Raw genomic sequence first — 14601 nt, forward strand, 5'->3', positions numbered from 1 at the left:
GCACTGTAAAGCGTAGAACATCTCCAGATTTTGATCGCAGGAGCACACAGCGAGGTCTTAATGTTCCAGTAAAAAAGCCAACCACGAGGGTTGGCTTATATAGGTGACACACAGCCCCTAGAAAGGAGCGAGACAATCGGTGTAACTTTGAGGTGCTACTGGTAGCGCATCATTGTTGTTAAAGTCATCGAGTGTCCCTGCAAGTGAGATGATGGCCGATACATCGTTTGACGACCATGTCGCTACCGCTAGTGCAATGATCTCATCTATGGTCATCCAAGTGCCGTTGACCTCAATTGATGCTGAGCCGGACAACCCATCCGTTCCTGGACGATGACGTGTGTTGAAGATAAACGCTAACAATTGTTGAGCGAGCTGCTCTTTATGCATGTTTTCTTCAGCATTGCCATTGCTGTCGACAAGGAAGTGCGACACCTCAGACTGCCAAGTACCCGCTTCCCATATCACGCTATCGCCACTAAAGGCAGCCGCAACTGGTGTGCCGCTTTGGAACATACCATCGAATGGCTCGTCACCTGCGCCAAAATAGGCGGACAGTGAACTGTACGGTGCAAGACTGTTCACGTATACCCTATCTGTTTCATCCAGTTCAGATAGCCCATTCTTGTTATGCCAGTACCCTTTGGTATCAAAGTTTACTAGGACGTCACAGGTGTTGTGGAACATAAATGTATCGCCGGTTTTACCGTCGGTACGGTTCACCACTTCACCATCAATAACAGGCAAACTGTTTACGTAAGTAAGTACAGATCGAACATCAAACTCGACTTTATCAGTCGTCGTATTACCCCACCCAGGTGATTGACTCAAGCTCTCACTGACCTCGTAAGGGGCTAAGTCACCGCGAATATTAGGAACTAAGGCTCTGAAGACTGCACACCCGTTGTCTCCTGTATTTTTGCTGATAACACGGTTGTACATGCCACTAATATCGTTACCAAAGATGGCGACAAGCTCAGTCCATAGGTCTGGAGTCGCTACTGGGTTGATATCGTCTGGCAATGGCACACTCAATGGTACTGTCAGTTTCACTGGCCAATTCGGAATGTATCCTTCACCATCGTCTTTCATGCCATTTTTGTTGCGATCAAACACTTTACACACGGTGATATCAGCAATACCGATACTACCAAACGCGACGACAAGCACAGGATCCGGATCTTCGCCTTTTTTACCCTGAACAGGATCTGCAAAGTCTGTTGGCGTAAAGCCATCATCCGTTTGTTCTCCAGAGTCTCGACTTATCACTGCAGCTCCTTGACCTTGGTCACAGGCCAATGGAGACATAAACCCAAGTCGCAATGCCCCATCGTTATGACGTGCCGCATAGTTACGCAGCTCTGCAAAGGTCGTAAAGTGCGTGAAGTTCGCATTAAGAGGAGTGACGCCATTGACGCTCGCAAACCACATAAAATGATCCACCGACCAAGCAAGCATTTCCTGCTCTAAGACACTAAACGTAATTGGCAATGCTTCGGAGTCCGTGGTGCGGAAAATACTTCGGTTCGCGAATGGGTCCGTCACACCAAAGTCCCAGTTTTCGATCAGCTCGTCGCCATTGGCGGGGTTGTTGTAATCTGGGTCATATTGGCAATTTAGGTTCTTATCGTGGAAAGAGCGTAAGGCAATGTCGTATGTAACTGGTATATCTCGATCACCAAGGCGAACTTTAAAGTTGTCGGTTTTGGAGAACCGCGGAACAAACCCAAATACACCACTACAGTTCTCACCGGTTGCGCCATTATCGACATCACCATTACAAGCATCATTGACACTCTCGTAGGTAGACACCCAAGCTTTGTAGACACCACCAGCATTCGGAGTATTGGCAAACGGATAAAGCTGGATAGTATCGCCTTCAGCCAGTTTGCCACCATTCTCGGCGAGATACTCGCTGCCCAATACATGTGAACACGGAATCTCTTGCTCAACCCATTGCCCCTTCACTTTTTGCGTCACAGTGTAAGTTGGATTAGTAAGCGTGATACCATCCTCACCATCGAAGTAGAACAGACGACACTCAAGAGGCTCAGCTTCAAATGTCACTGCGTTTTTGGGTCCACCTTTTCCCTTTACTGTTTCATAACAGGTCCCCCCATTAACACCCGCATCAGGCTCAATGCTGGACAGTAAACACTTACCCGAAGGGTTCGTGACCTGAAAATAGTAGTAACCCGCCGGAAGCGCAGCAGCACTGCCCGGTGCATTGGGACCCGGACCGCCATCTAAAAAAACTTCCAGTTTGGATTCATAACGCACATTCTCATTAACGATCTCCCCTCCGGGGGTCGTCGTGAAAATGGCACCGTCAAGTTTGGCAACCGCGTTTCCTGACAGCGCAAGCGAGGACGCTAGCACAGCAGAGAAACAGAGCCGCTGAGTATAAGTACTGGTTCGCTGAGAGTTCATTCCTTACTCCTTACGAGTTCTGATTGAACTACTACAACAGCAAATCCTATACCGAAGCTAAATAACTGATTTTATTAGGGTTAAAATATAGAGCGGACAGCTTTAAATGTTAACATTTTGATAATTGAGCAGTTTGCTTTTACAGTGGGCGTTACAGTCTGTAACGACGTAGGCTGCTAGTGACATCGCGAATAGTGACCTAATTCTAGCTATCTAGCTCTAACTTGTGCTTTTTGATTAAACGATACAACGTAGGACGGGAGATATTGAGATACCTTGCCGATGCGGTCATATTGTATTTGTGGTCTCTAATGACCTTCTCTATGTGTTTTGATGCGAGTTGGTTATGATCGACTGTTCGAAAGTCACACACCATATCGATGCCTAACGCTTCTGGTTCGATGACACTGCCTGTGGCTAACACCACTGCTCTTTTGATGACATTCTTCAACTCACGAATATTGCCTGGCCAAGGATGATGCCTTAAGACGGTAATACTGGCATCCGATAGGGTAAGCGCTTCTATTCCAGACTTGAGCAACTCTTGTTCTAGAAACGAGTTAGCGAGGAGCTCAATGTCACTTGTCCGCTCCCTCAAGGAAGGTATCGCCAGAGGAAGGACGTTCAAACGATAGAACAGATCTTGTCTAAAATCCCCATTAGCCATTAAGGTATCGAGCGCTTCATTTGTCGCAGCAATAACACGACAATCGACAGTCTCATTACAGTCTGAACCGAGACTGTGTACCTCTTTAGATTCCAAAAAGTGAAGTAAATGCCCTTGCACTTCCAACGGCATATCACCAATTTCATCGAGGAATAACGTTCCTTTGTTCGCTCTCTTGATAAAACCGATATGATTTTTGACAGCACCAGTGAAGGCACCTTTTTCATGTCCAAACAACTCAGATTCGATTAAAGAGCAAGGAATCGATCCACAGTTGATTTCGACGAAAGGTCCTTTAGAGCGCATAGACAATTGATGAATTAGCTTAGCACAGCGACTTTTACCTACACCAGTCTCTCCCTGTATCAGTATTTCACTGTCACTGGCTGCATATTGAGAAATCCGTTTATTAGTAATATCAATGGCTTTGCTGACCCCACTTAAGCCAGTCAAAGAGTCCTCCTGAATAAACTAAACGACTACTCCTTACAGTTTAGTTGTAGTCACCACGTTTAGAGGGACAGGAGTGTCTCAATAATGAGACACTTAAATCGAGTGAAAGTAAGTCTCTGTTGTTAAAGCTGAGTTTCGCTTTTCACATAGGTTGTAGAGAACTCGAACGACTCACACAAATGCTTAGCCACTGAATACTCAAACAGTTGACCATTATCTAGATAAGCATTCTGTGCGACACAAACAAGGTGCTCACCAATTGGTATGTTTAGATACTCTCCCTCAATAGAGGTTGCGTGCCCCACCGTTATCTTGAGGTTCGCACTGTGAACGGTTTGGTTTAGTTGCTCGTTGAGGTAGCCATAAATCGATGATTTAACGTGTTCAATAGACAAGTTTGGAACCACTATTTTGGACAAGTAGATGTACTCAATAATCGTTGGAACACCGTCTAAGATCCGAACGCGCGTAATGCTGTAAACCTCGTCGCCAACCGAACATTTTAGTTTCGCTGCGATGTCTTCTGTCGCTTCAATCAGTTTGAAGGTAACAACTCGAGTATTCACGACTTGTCCGCGATCCTCTGCTCTTTTTTTAGTTCCGAGCAGATGGGATTGGGACACCGCATTTGAACGGTGTTTCACAAATGACCCCGAACCACGCTTACGTACCACTAGCCCCTCTTTGACAAGAAAATCTAGCGCTTTCTTGAGCGTTATCTCACTGCAATCAAACTCTTGAGCCAGAGCCTTGCCATCAGGGAGCTTATCGGAATCACTATAGTATCCCGATAAAATGCGCTGCTTCATTTCACTATAAATGCCCTGATACTTGACCATTTCGCTTACTCGCTTTCCATAACAATTGATGTCTACATTAAGTACAACTGAGATTACTTTCTATTACAGCCAGACTCAAGCAATACGACATAAACCTATAGTTTATTCGTTCACAATTCCGACAAAACAGAAAATAATTCGATCCAGATCTAACTTTCAGGCTCTTGTGATTACAAAACCATATGGTTTTAATATTATCGACAGCAGAAAACAATTACATGATAAAGGGTTAATCGGGGTAGTTATGGCATTTCAAGAGAACTTCTTATGGGGCAGCGCATCAGCAGCCTACCAAATCGAAGGCGCAGCGAACCTAGACGGTAAAGGCGATTCGATTTGGGATGTGTACTCACGCGTTCCGGGTAATACGTATAAAGATACAACGGGTGAAGTGGCGATCGACTTCTACCACAAATATGAAGAAGACATCGAACTGATGCGAGAAATGGGGCTTAAGGCTTATCGATTCTCTGTCGCTTGGACGCGCATCATGCCAGATGGTCGCACGGTAAACCCAAAAGGCGTTGAGTTCTACCATAACGTCATTAATAAACTGATCGAATGCGGAATCACACCGATCCTTACAATCTACCACTGGGATCTGCCGCAGGCGCTACAAGATGAATATCAAGGCTGGGAAAGTCGTGAAATTCTGGCGGACTTTACACGTTATTGTGAAGTCTTATTTAGCGAGTATGGTGACAAGGTGCCGTACTGGGTTTGCATGAATGAGCAAAACATCTTTACAAGCCTAGGGTATGTTCAAAAGATTCACCCACCTAAAGTCTCTGATTACCAACGCTTTATCAATGCGAACCATATCGCAAGCCTTGCAAACGCAAGTGCAGTGAAGCGATTCAAAGAGATGGGTATCAAAGGTCAAATTGGTGCTAGCTTTGCGTACAGCCCAACCTATTCAAAAACAGCCGCTCCAGAAGATGTAATTGCTGCAGAGAACGCGCAAGAGATACAAGATCTGCTCTGGATGGATGTTTACGCAAAAGGTGCTTATCCAAAGATTGGTCTAAAGCTACTGGAGCGTCTTGGCATCCACATCGATTTCCAAGAGGGCGATAAAGAACTGCTTAAAGCGGGTATCTGCGATTTCATGGGTTTGAACTACTATCAATCAGCCACGTTTGTCGCTCCTGAAAACCGCGAGCAGACGGCTCAAACTGGTAATGCGGCGCAGGTTTCTGTCGTTTCTGATGTGGCTCGTATTCCTACTGATGATTACTATGTTCGCGCTGACAACGAACACCTAAAAATGACCGATTGGAACTGGGCTATCGACCCTGAGGGTCTGCGCGTCGCGCTTCGCCGCATCACGTCACGCTACAACCTGCCGATCCTTATCAGTGAGAATGGCTTAGGGGCCTATGATACGCTAACTGAAGACGGTCGAGTACACGATGACTATCGCATCGCATTCCTAAAAGCACACGTTGAAGCGATCAACGATGCAATTGAAGACGGCTGTGAAGTGATCGGCTACTGCACCTGGTCTTATCAAGATCTGTTCAGCTGGCTGAATGGTTATGCTAAGCGCTATGGCTTTGTTTACGTTGATCGCGATGAAGAGAGCGAGAAAGAGCTAAAACGCTACAAGAAAGACAGTTTCTACTGGTATCAACGAGTCATCGAAAGCAACGGTGAACGACTCGATTAATCAGTGAGTCTCATGGCCTAGCTAATGCTAGGCCTTTTTGTGGAGCCAATAATCAATTGCGATGGCAAGAAAGAACATGACAGCAGGCACCCACATCTCCGTTTGTATGGGTACACCCCATAGCTGCAAAAGCGTTTGAGATTTCCTCTCTCCCGAGTCAGGAAAAACAAGGGGCGCTATTATCAGCAATAGATTTGCAGCAACAGCAAGTAGGGTATTCAGGGAGATAACCGTGTATCGAACACCTCGATGCGCATAGCAATGGAAAATGAGCAGCGGTACCCAAACGAAAAAATAACTCAGCAACGCTAACGTTGCCCACCCCATGTGTGAAAACTTGAGAGACAAGCAAACGACGACGGAAGCCATTGCCATTTCTATACCCATCGCGCCTTTCGTCTTTACATTCACCGGTGTTCACCTTGTTTTTAGTGAGTGCGTATTGAGTTTAGTTCCAATTGTTACTTCGGACTAAGTAACCAAAAACAACACTACTGAGGTTTCCTTCATCGCTCGTTCAAGCTAGACTTTGCCTCCCATATTATTCCTGAGATTTCACCATGAACGCACCTGCCACTTCCGCCATTGTACTCGACTTCGAGACCACCGGTTTATCACCAAACCAAGGAGATCGCGCAATTGAAGTTGGTGCCGTGAAACTAGAAAATGGTGAAGTCGTTGACCGTTTCCAATCGTTGATGAACCCAGGCTTTAGAGTCAGCAGCTTTATTGAAGGCTACACCGGTATCACCAATAATATGCTTAGCCATGCTCCGAGCTGTGATGAGGTCATGAGTGAGTTTGTCGATTTTATTGGTGATGCGAACCTAGTGGCTCACAATGCTTCCTTCGATAAGCGGTTTCTCGATGCTGAAATGGATTTGATTGGCAAAGGCTATAGCGGTGAGTTTGCGTGCTCACTGTTAGTCTCACGCCGTCTCAATCAAGAGGCAAGCTCTCACAAACTTGGTGATCTCGTCGCTTATCATAATATTGCCAATGATGGTGTATTTCACCGCGCGTTAGCGGATGCTGAAGTGACCGCGTCACTATGGTTACTTTTGGTCAATTCTCTTACGGATAAGCACGCGATAGGACAGCCAAGCTTTGAACTGATGCAAAAACTCGCCAAACAGCCAAAAGCATCTGTTGAGAAATTCTTAGCTAAGCAAAGATAGAACCGACTTCAACCTTTCAAAGAGACATCTATGACCTCTACTTTCGACTCCATCGTCCCTGTCGGCGTTCGTTACATGGTGCTATCGGCGCTCGGTTTTGCGCTGATGTCTGCGTGCGTAAAGTACGTGAGTACCTACGGCATTCCTGTATTCGAAATCGTAGCGGCCCGTGCCTTAGTTTCACTCGTACTGAGCTATCTGGATGTAAAACGGAAAGGGATCTCTGTCTGGGGACACAACAGACCCCTGCTGCTATTGCGTGGTATCGTTGGTTCGCTAGCGTTGATCTGCGTGTATTACGCAGTGACGACGCTACCTCTAGCTGAAGCGACCATACTTCAGTACATCCACCCTATCTTCACTGCTCTACTGGCATTTTGGTTTCTAAAAGAGAGTATTCAGAAATCCACCATCATCTGTATCGTGTTGAGCATTTTTGGCTTGATGTTTATGGTAGGCCCGACATTAGGTAACAACGCTTCAGAGCCACTGCCTCTATTTAGTGTTGGTGTCGCGCTTCTTGGCGCATTTGGTAGCTCTATCGCTTACGTTATCGTCAGAAAACTCAGTCAAACTGAAGACAGCTCGGTGATCATTTTCTACTTCCCGCTAGTCGCACTGCCTGTGTCAATCCTCTTGATCGGGGACGACTTCATAATGCCAGACTGGTATCTCACCATGATGTTAGTGGCGGTCGGCGTCTTCACGCAAATTGGTCAGCTAGGTTTAACCAAAGCGATGCAAACACAGGCGGCAGGTAAGGCTTCGGCATACTCTTACATCCAGATTGTGTTTTCTATATTGCTGGGGCTGGCGCTGTTCAATGAAGTTCCAACCGTTTGGACCTACATAGGTGGTTCACTCATCGTGGTTGGGGCTCTCATTAATACCTTTGGTAAACGAGCAGCATCAAAATAGAGCGCTTCATGATCAGTAGGTATAAACTGCCGACTGATGCCTCGCTACGGGCTTTATCGCACTTCTCACGATGATCAGCAGCCACCAAACAACCGCAAACATTAAACCTCCACGAAGTGTATAAGTGAGAGTTCTCCAGGCCAATGCTTCTCGCTCTGCTGATAGTTTAAGTTCATAAGGATAGCGCTCAGACACAGCTTGGTGTTCTAGTATCCGCTCTGACCAATAGTCGCTGCTGACATCACCATGCTCACTAGAGTACCGAGGACTTGCCTCTCCCTGCAAAAATACATGGTAGTCATAATGCTGAGAAGGCCTTTCAAGCCAATGTCCAACCACTCTTCTAGGGTTTACATAAGCGAAGTATTTTGTGTCTCGCTCGCGCATTGCAATGACAAATGAGGGCTCAGGGAAATAGTTAGTGAGTAACGACCAGCCGATGAACACACCCTGTGCATTTGTGTTTCCATCCCAATGTGCAAGGGTAGATTGAGTTTCACCGAAGATACTGCAGGCATACCATCCAGTATCGCGCTCTTTAATGTACCCAAGCGCCCTCACTTCCTCTTCGGTGTAGGACACTTGATTGTAGTAACGTTTATGCTCAGCGTCACAACCATTGTGACGAGGTAGCGCATCGAGTAGCTTAATCGTAGTTTCTATTCGACTATCAATATTGATTAAACTTGATTGCAACTCTTCATGCATCTCTTGAATAAGCGAAGCTCTTGCCAATACGTAACTAAACGCTGCTAGCAGCCCTACCAGCAACGCTATTCGAACTGTTCTTCTCATTGTGCTTCATTCTCTCCATGTGCGCGCTGACGTCGTATACCAAGTCCCATCACTAAGATAACAACCACACCAAAAGCACAAAGAAGACGAATCGCAAAAGTGACCATCCCTTGAATATATAATGATGTATCTTTATAGACTGAGATAGAAATCGGGAAATGCTCTGATGTCTTGGTGGTTTTATATTGATTCTGAGCTAGAGTACCTTGTACTAGTAAAGGCTGCTCACTGTTAGAGAAATGGAGAACTCGATATGTTTGATTGGGGACATGTTGAATCCACCATCCCAAGATTGCACTTGGATTAATCGTAGCGACTACCACATCATCACCTTGATAAACAGCAAGCGCGAAAGAAGTATTACCATCACGTCTCACAACGCGCACTTTAGCAAACCCGATATTATGCTTTCGCTCTTCATTCCAAAAACTTGCATCGAGCACCTGTTTTGTCGGCCCCAAGTTGCTGCATATCTCGTACACCCCGTCTGTCTGGCTACCTACAAACAAACCCCTTATGGGTACACTACGAAACACCGTATGACCTAGCTCTGTTTGCAACGAGCTGTCACAGGCTCTAACCGGCGACAATTGATCGGATATAGATTCAAGTTCACTTTGAACTTGACTAAGTTGCTGCTCGATGCCTTCCAGCACCTGCTCTGCTTCTTGACTTGCTTGTTCGCGAAACGTAAAAAACTGATATACACACCCTACTAAGAGTGTGTAAATAAAAATATAAAATAAGTTCGCAGTGGTCTGTTTTAATTGCATTTATTAGGAATTTTCTGACTTTCCTTTCTTTTATACACCAGCATAAACACACGAACTTTATCTCAACGCAAGTTTCTAAGAATAATTAAATATAATCCTGACACTTACATTCATTTCATAAATATATGTGAGATTTTGTTAATTTTAGTAAATACATAAAATATCAGGCTAGACATTATAAATTCAGTCCTGTGAGGACTTGCATAGTGGAAATCTTTAAGCAGGCTTTAGTATCGAACGCCGCAACAAACCAAAGCTACTCCAAATAAAAAATATCGCTATTAACAAACGTAGCCAATAAACTCCTGCTCTTTTGAGCATATCCACAATGGAAGCCGCAGATTGTATTGAATAAGGGTACTTCTTCGAGTGCGCTGACTTCAAAAGCATACTTTGCAGCTCAACGGGAGCGCGCGTGTAGGCCGGTACATTCTCACCATCCAGTCTCAAGCTATAATTTGCGTACGGCAAACTCGGCTCGATCCAATAGCCCAAAACTCGGCGTGGATTGACGTAAGCGAAGGCTTTTAAATTGCCACTTTCTTTACCAACAACAAATGAGGTTTCTGGAAAATGCACCGTCAGTAAAGAACGACCAACAAACACGTCCTCAACTTTTGCTCCGCTCCAGTAGTTGAGTTTTGATAAGGTTTTTCCAAACATGCTGCAGACATGCCACTGTTCTCCTGCATCAAAAACATACCCTACCGCGCGAATTCGTTCATTCTCATGAGCGATATCGGCGTACTCCCTCTTCACTTCATCTGGGCAGCTTGGGTCGCTAGGTAGATCATCGATGATATTGAGAATGTCTCCGATTTGCTGGTCTATTTTAGCGGCAGACTGACTGGCGCTAATCTGGAGCTCATTGCTAATCACTGAGTAAGCGAATATTAGGCTTACAGTTCCTGATAGTAAGGCAATGATGAACAACCTAATCACGACTCACCTCTAACTCAGCCTCTCGCTCTTCTCTACCGGTAATACGCTGGTAGACAGCAAAAATGATTAAGGCCAATAGTGCTATCAATCCTCCAACAACGAGCCTCTGAAAGAAAGTCACCATTCGTTGTTGCAGAACGAAAGTTGGTTGAGTTGCCTTGATCATGATGGGATATCGCTCAGACTTGACTGTACTTTCAAACCCTTCCCCATCTTGTACTCGCTCTCCAGCGATAATAAGACGCTCTCCATCACTGAAAAATAATTCTAACTGAGTGTCCGGAATCATGGGCTCTACCCACCATCCGAGTATGATTCGAGGGTTTATCGTGCCAATTGCGATTTTTCCGTTACCAATAACAGCAAGCGCATAAGACAAATCGCGGCGATATTGTTTAATCTTCAGCTTGGCAAAAACGATATCGCGCTGGGCACGTGCATTCCAAAAGGTATCGTCAACCTCGCCAGTTTGAGGTCCAAAATTACTGCAGTACACGTTTTTGACATTCCCCGCTGAGGAACGTTCTCCGACCGCAAGTCCGCGTAAGCCGACACTTTTAAACACATGGTGGGCGAGAGTCCGTTGCACCTCTTCACTGCACTCAGTAGTGACATATATTGATCGAAGTTCGTCTTCGATAGTAGCGAGCTGGTTTTCAACTTGGTTTAACACACGCTCAGCACTATCGCTGAGCTCCTGACGAAACGTCAGAACTTGATACACACAGCCGACAAGCAGAGTGTAGAGAAAAATTAAGATAAGATTTTGCCAAGTACGTTTTGAAAACACGAGCCGAAATTGCTTTGGTTTATGAATAACTTAACAATAATACTTCGCACCTATTGATGATTTCATTAATCTGACGCAACGTTTTCGTTGCTTGGTCTCAGCCAGTGAGAATCACCCTTGTCGCGACTGCGCGCGAATGGATTCAATCTCGTCAGCGTCAATAGATAGCGACTCTAAAAACTCATGATGGGCTTCTGGACGCATTCGTTCAAATTGACAGTGCCACTGCTGCATGTCTTTTTCGTCAAATCCAGCACTTCGCATGATTTCAACCCATTGCTCTTTATTCATGGTACCAGAGGTGAGTGTTATCGGCTCACCGAGCGCGGCAAGAATCGCTTTTTGTTGCAATCTCAGAGATTGAACTTCATTCTCTAATGCTTCAAATTGATTTCTCAAGATCTGTTGAGATTTCTGGTGATTTTGCTTACTCAGGAGCTCAGTAATTTCCTGAATAGGCAAGCCATATGACCGATACGAAATTATCTGTTTCAATCGGTTAATCTCCTTCGTTCCATACCAACGGTAACCATTGTCCGATCGACTAGCCGGCATCAAAAGCCCTTCTCTCTCGTAATAGAGAATCGTTGTACGCGATACCTGACACTCTCTCGCTAACTGCGTAACCGTCAACATACTTTACTCCTGCGTCCAATCGCTAGGTTTGGAATAACAACACTTAATATCAACACGAATATTCCTGTAATCGCTAATGTATTCGGAAGTTCTCCAAAGAGATAAAAGCCGAATATCGAAGCGTAAATAATCTTAACGTACTCAACATTTGAAATAACGTTCGCTTCACCATATTGATAAGCCGTCACGCCAAACCATTGTGCAACTGATGATACGAGTCCAACGCCCAGCAGCAACACAAACTGCTCTAAGTTTGGAGAAATCCAACCTTGGATACTAAGTGGTAAAGCCAAAAGACCGACAAAAAACGCCTGATAGACAAGCAGCGCGACCTTAGATTCTTGCTGAGCTATTTTTCTCACACATAACGCTGCTAAAGCCGCTCCGAAAGCAGCAACTAATCCGAGCAAACTATAGAATAATGTTCCACCCTCAAAGCTTGGCTGAACCACCAGCATAACGCCAACAAAGCCGATAATAAGAGTCGCCATTCTCTGCCACGATACACGCTCGTCCAATACTACGCGCGACAACAAAGCGACAAATAGAACTTGAGTGAATCCCAGAGCCGTTGCATTTGCTAATGGGATAGCGGCCACAACAATAAAGCCAAAAACTAACGCGGTAAACGCGCCTGCTATACGCATAACGTGAAGCTGAAGATGTTTGGGACGAAGAAGTCTCGACCAATTGAACCAAATACTCGGTAGCAACACTGCGAGAAACACTGACTGTCGGAATAGTAAGATCTGGAACGCACTCATTGAAGAATCGCTAAGCACTCTCACCATTACACCAACCGCAGTAAACAATGCTGTTGATACCAAAGCAAAAAGAATGCCTTTAATAGTTGGAGAGAGCCTTAGCAGCGAAAACGTACTCACGTCATATGGTTTGAACGGCATTTTTCATTATCTTCCACATCAATAAGTGAGCAAGGAAGATAAACCCTACACTTATAGACGGGTCAAGACGATGTTTAATAAATAACGTCAGGCACTTGGCGACTAGGAGGCTTAGCGGTTAACTGGCGCTTGCTGCATTCGTTGTGCGCGCTCTGCTTCTTGCTCTACCAAAATTTTCTCATGTGTCCTGAAAAATGGTAAGTAAATAAAGTAGGCATTCACCATTGCGAACACAACCATTAGCGCGTTCATGTAGCTACCATTTGCAGCCCATGCCGCTCCTATAGGTGCAGGCACTGACCAAGGAATCATTAATACCACACGATCTAAGACCTCAGCAGAGGTTAAAAACCAAGCAATAGTGGCATTAAACATAGGAACGAAGATAAACGGCACAAGAAAAAGCGGATTCATAATAATTGGGAAGCCGAACAATATTGGCTCGTTTATATTGAATATCGCAGGAATAGCGCCAACTTTACCCACCGACTTCAACTGCTTCGAACGGCTTTTAATCGCTAGATATACAAGAGGGAGAGTTGAACCCACCCCGCCAATCAGAACAAAAAAGTCCCAAAAAGCAGGTAGATAAATATGAGGAAGAACCTGACCACCGGCTTCTAGCGCAGTTTGATTCTCTAGCAAGTTAGACATCCAAAATGGATTCATAATTCCGGTAATGATCAGCGCACCGTGAATCCCCATAAACCATAGAAGCTGACAGATGAGTATCGAAATCAAGACCGCAGCAAGACTATCAGAGGCTAACACTAAGGGGCGGAATAGCTCTTCGATCAACTGTGGGAAATGCACACCAAATTGCGCATCAAGAAATACGTTGAACGTGGATATGCTTATCATGACTGCGAAGATCGGCACGATGAGCTTAAAGCTCTGAATGGTTAGGATAGGCACGTCTTCAGGCATCTTTATGTACCATCCCATACGGATAAACAACCTAACGATCTCGATAGAGTAAAGACTGGCAATAAGCGCCGTGAACAGCCCCGCCCCACCAAGATAGCGAACATCTTCTTGCCCATCGATATAGAAGCCCGCCAACATGAGAAATGCCATACAGCCTGTCAGTCCGGACAGTCGTTCTGGCAATTGATAGCTCTTAGCGAGACTTGCCGAAACGCCAAAGGAAACGATAAGCCCGACGACACCTAGAGTCAGCTGATAAGTCGGCAACAATATAGGTCTAAGCGCCAGAGATAAGTCCATCCAAGCCATTGACATCCAAGACTCGGAATCCGCAAACGGAGGAAAGATAATCGGAACAAACATACAGCCGACGAAGATGAAGGGCATCGCCAGCTGGAAACCATCACGCATAGCCATAAGGTGCTGACTTCGCATCAGCAGTTTTGCTACAGGATTCATGAACTGCTCTACCTGATTGGCACACAGTCTCATAATGGATTGGTTCATTCACTCTACCGGCTATATGGATCCGCGACAGGATACCCGAAAGCCAAGATACGCGGAAACCGACTATCCAAATCTGCTGACTCCACCACGTTTTTCACCCTACTGCTCGTAAAATTCCGAATTCAGATCACGCTTCATCAGCCAGCGAGCCATTTCAGACGCTGAATTGAAA

The 14601-nt window shown here is 45.3% G+C and carries 14 protein-coding genes; 3 read left to right on the top strand and 11 right to left on the bottom strand.

Going from position 1 to position 14601, the window contains the following annotated elements:
- Positions 1–117: 117 nt before the first annotated feature.
- From J4N45_RS25150 to J4N45_RS25160, 3 genes are all read right to left on the bottom strand, one after another.
- Positions 118–2430 (bottom strand): hypothetical protein, encoded by a 2313-nt coding sequence (locus J4N45_RS25150; RefSeq protein WP_252015302.1) that lies wholly within the window; start codon positions 2428–2430, stop codon positions 118–120.
- Between the two features lie 205 nt (positions 2431–2635).
- On the bottom strand, positions 2636–3550 hold the full coding sequence (locus J4N45_RS25155) for a sigma-54 interaction domain-containing protein (RefSeq protein WP_252015304.1): 915 nt from the start codon (positions 3548–3550) through the stop codon (positions 2636–2638).
- A 122-nt stretch (positions 3551–3672) separates the two neighbouring features.
- On the bottom strand, positions 3673–4389 hold the full coding sequence (locus J4N45_RS25160) for a GntR family transcriptional regulator (RefSeq protein ID WP_252015306.1): 717 nt from the start codon (positions 4387–4389) through the stop codon (positions 3673–3675).
- A gap of 244 nt (positions 4390–4633) precedes the next feature.
- On the opposite strand from J4N45_RS25160, the gene J4N45_RS25165 reads away from it, so the two are divergent.
- Positions 4634–6058, top strand: coding sequence for a glycoside hydrolase family 1 protein (locus J4N45_RS25165; RefSeq protein ID WP_252015308.1), 1425 nt, complete (start codon positions 4634–4636; stop codon positions 6056–6058).
- A 27-nt stretch (positions 6059–6085) separates the two neighbouring features.
- Here J4N45_RS25165 and J4N45_RS25170 read toward each other — a convergent pair whose 3' ends face one another.
- Positions 6086–6469: a hypothetical protein gene (locus J4N45_RS25170; RefSeq protein WP_252015310.1), complete on the bottom strand. Its 384-nt coding sequence runs from the start codon at positions 6467–6469 to the stop codon at positions 6086–6088.
- Between the two features lie 149 nt (positions 6470–6618).
- On the opposite strand from J4N45_RS25170, the gene J4N45_RS25175 reads away from it, so the two are divergent.
- Positions 6619–7236 carry a 3'-5' exonuclease gene (locus J4N45_RS25175; RefSeq protein ID WP_252015312.1) on the top strand — a complete coding sequence of 206 codons (618 nt, stop codon included), beginning with the start codon at positions 6619–6621 and terminating at the stop codon, positions 7234–7236.
- A 30-nt stretch (positions 7237–7266) separates the two neighbouring features.
- Positions 7267–8154, top strand: coding sequence for a DMT family transporter (locus tag J4N45_RS25180; protein ID WP_252015314.1), 888 nt, complete (start codon positions 7267–7269; stop codon positions 8152–8154).
- A gap of 12 nt (positions 8155–8166) precedes the next feature.
- Here J4N45_RS25180 and J4N45_RS25185 read toward each other — a convergent pair whose 3' ends face one another.
- From J4N45_RS25185 to J4N45_RS25215, 7 genes are all read right to left on the bottom strand, one after another.
- Positions 8167–8949 (bottom strand): hypothetical protein, encoded by a 783-nt coding sequence (locus J4N45_RS25185; protein WP_252015316.1) that lies wholly within the window; start codon positions 8947–8949, stop codon positions 8167–8169.
- The gene (locus J4N45_RS25190) at positions 8946–9722 is read right to left on the bottom strand and encodes a hypothetical protein (protein WP_252015317.1); all 777 of its coding nucleotides are present in this window, start codon (positions 9720–9722) and stop codon (positions 8946–8948) included. Before J4N45_RS25190 ends, J4N45_RS25185 begins: the two co-directional genes overlap by 4 nt.
- A gap of 216 nt (positions 9723–9938) precedes the next feature.
- Positions 9939–10664 (bottom strand): hypothetical protein, encoded by a 726-nt coding sequence (locus tag J4N45_RS25195; protein WP_252015319.1) that lies wholly within the window; start codon positions 10662–10664, stop codon positions 9939–9941.
- Positions 10657–11454 (bottom strand): hypothetical protein, encoded by a 798-nt coding sequence (locus J4N45_RS25200; RefSeq protein ID WP_252015321.1) that lies wholly within the window; start codon positions 11452–11454, stop codon positions 10657–10659. The genes J4N45_RS25195 and J4N45_RS25200 overlap by 8 nt, the downstream gene beginning before the upstream one ends.
- A 111-nt stretch (positions 11455–11565) precedes the next feature.
- Entirely contained in the window at positions 11566–12090 is a 525-nt protein-coding gene (locus J4N45_RS25205) for a MerR family transcriptional regulator (RefSeq protein ID WP_252015322.1), read from the bottom strand.
- Positions 12084–12995: a DMT family transporter gene (locus J4N45_RS25210; RefSeq protein WP_252015324.1), complete on the bottom strand. Its 912-nt coding sequence runs from the start codon at positions 12993–12995 to the stop codon at positions 12084–12086. The genes J4N45_RS25205 and J4N45_RS25210 overlap by 7 nt, the downstream gene beginning before the upstream one ends.
- 111 nt (positions 12996–13106) lie before the next feature.
- Positions 13107–14429 carry a PTS sugar transporter subunit IIC gene (locus J4N45_RS25215; protein WP_252015326.1) on the bottom strand — a complete coding sequence of 441 codons (1323 nt, stop codon included), beginning with the start codon at positions 14427–14429 and terminating at the stop codon, positions 13107–13109.
- Positions 14430–14601 lie beyond the last annotated feature (172 nt).

This window comes from Vibrio sp. SCSIO 43140 (assembly GCF_023716585.1).
In the GTDB taxonomy this organism is placed as follows: domain Bacteria; phylum Pseudomonadota; class Gammaproteobacteria; order Enterobacterales; family Vibrionaceae; genus Vibrio; species Vibrio maritimus_B.

Coding starts and splice junctions, on each gene's coding strand:
- J4N45_RS25150 (WP_252015302.1), bottom strand. CDS start 2,430: ATGAACTCTCAGCGAACCAGTACTTATACTCAGCGGCTCTGTTTCTCT.
- J4N45_RS25160 (WP_252015306.1), bottom strand. CDS start 4,389: ATGGTCAAGTATCAGGGCATTTATAGTGAAATGAAGCAGCGCATTTTA.
- J4N45_RS25165 (WP_252015308.1), top strand. CDS start 4,634: ATGGCATTTCAAGAGAACTTCTTATGGGGCAGCGCATCAGCAGCCTAC.
- J4N45_RS25175 (WP_252015312.1), top strand. CDS start 6,619: ATGAACGCACCTGCCACTTCCGCCATTGTACTCGACTTCGAGACCACC.
- J4N45_RS25180 (WP_252015314.1), top strand. CDS start 7,267: ATGACCTCTACTTTCGACTCCATCGTCCCTGTCGGCGTTCGTTACATG.
- J4N45_RS25185 (WP_252015316.1), bottom strand. CDS start 8,949: ATGAGAAGAACAGTTCGAATAGCGTTGCTGGTAGGGCTGCTAGCAGCG.
- J4N45_RS25190 (WP_252015317.1), bottom strand. CDS start 9,722: ATGCAATTAAAACAGACCACTGCGAACTTATTTTATATTTTTATTTAC.
- J4N45_RS25205 (WP_252015322.1), bottom strand. CDS start 12,090: ATGTTGACGGTTACGCAGTTAGCGAGAGAGTGTCAGGTATCGCGTACA.
- J4N45_RS25210 (WP_252015324.1), bottom strand. CDS start 12,995: ATGCCGTTCAAACCATATGACGTGAGTACGTTTTCGCTGCTAAGGCTC.
- J4N45_RS25215 (WP_252015326.1), bottom strand. CDS start 14,429: ATGAACCAATCCATTATGAGACTGTGTGCCAATCAGGTAGAGCAGTTC.